This is a genomic window from Cryobacterium sp. MDB2-A-1 (assembly GCF_004402675.1).
Taxonomy (GTDB): Bacteria; Actinomycetota; Actinomycetes; order Actinomycetales; family Microbacteriaceae; genus Cryobacterium; species Cryobacterium glucosi.
The window spans coordinates 1-1,210 of sequence record NZ_SOFK01000059.1 but is presented as its reverse complement, the minus strand read 5'-3'; the positions used below and the strand labels follow the sequence as shown (position 1 = coordinate 1,210).

1 protein-coding gene is annotated in these 1,210 nt (G+C 59.4%); it reads left to right on the top strand.

The window, feature by feature from the left end:
- Positions 1–428: 428 nt before the first annotated feature.
- The gene (locus tag E3O39_RS18785; protein ID WP_134447220.1) at positions 429–635 is read left to right on the top strand and encodes a hypothetical protein; all 207 of its coding nucleotides are present in this window, start codon (positions 429–431) and stop codon (positions 633–635) included.
- Positions 636–1,210: the final 575 nt, after the last annotated feature.

The window sequence follows — 1,210 nt, the reverse complement described above, 5'->3', positions numbered from 1 at the left end:
TTCACCGTCGCCACGGCCTCGTCCTCCATCACGCCAAGAATCACATCAGTCATCAGGCACCTCCATTGTTAGGAGTTACACCGAAAATCGTATAGTCCCTCCCCCGGGCCCTGATGTGCGTCCCTCGACGTCGCGATCCCGAAGCTGTGCACCGGTACCTACTTCCCGAACTGGCCCCTCGAACGCAGCCGCCAGGCCGACGACTCCCAGGCCAGCGTCATGGCGACCTGATACCTGCTCAGGGCCTCGATGAGGCGGCCGGAGAAACTCGTCAAGCTCCTCCGCCTTCATGTCATGCCGGGTGCCGGACGCAGGCAAGACCCGTGTAAAACATTTATTGCAAAATCTGCGCGCGTGGTGCTCGTTGCCGGCCCATGGCATGAAGGACTAGGTTTGGGATCAAGAGCCACACTCGGGGGGAATATATAATGCCAAATCGCGAATTACTAGACGCGATCATTCGCTACATAGAAGCACGGTCATCGGAAAATGTTTTTAAAACGTCAACAACAGAAGTCAGCGCGGACGAGTACGCCCACCAAGCCATGGCAGAGCTCACAGCCCTGATCGATAAGAGGGTTACTGTTGCTCTCGCCGAACGCGACAAACACATAGTCAGCCTTCTGCGCAGCTAATCCCGGGGCACGAAAGCCTGCATCGCCTGTCGGCGTGGGCCTTCACAATGTGAGGCACAATCCTACGATGAACGATGGCGACATCCCCGGAGAGGGACCAGTATGTCCTGCGTGCGGCCACGAGATGAACGTGGCGACGGTGGAGACACCATACGGAGTCCGGGTGCGTCAACTATGCCCTGAGTGTCGACTGGTAGAACTAATCCCCCACCCGTTCGTTGGATAACCCCGGGTTCGAGCCTTCTCAATGAATATTCGCTTCTCCAGTCCCAGGCGAGTGCGGGCAGCATTCTCTGAGGTGGACGACGCTCCGAGCAGCAGCCGGTGCTGCAGGGGAAGCGACGCCACGGCTCCCGCGAACATGATCCGATAGAACGGCATCATCCCTGGCCAGAGTGGCGGATTCCGAATGAAACGAACCGCCTCGGCGACGCGCTCGTCACTCTTCAGGACCCCGGCATCCGTGAAGGCGGCCAGCTTAGCCTCGATCCACCGGTCGGCTTGGGTGAGCGGTTTCGCTCGGAGTTGATCTGAGGTTCCTGGTGGTGGGCATGGCGGTGCGGCCGGCCTTGCTG

Excerpts from the sequence above, each read along its gene's own strand:
- E3O39_RS18785 (WP_134447220.1), top strand. The coding sequence starts at position 429 with ATGCCAAATCGCGAATTACTAGACGCGATCATTCGCTACATAGAAGCA.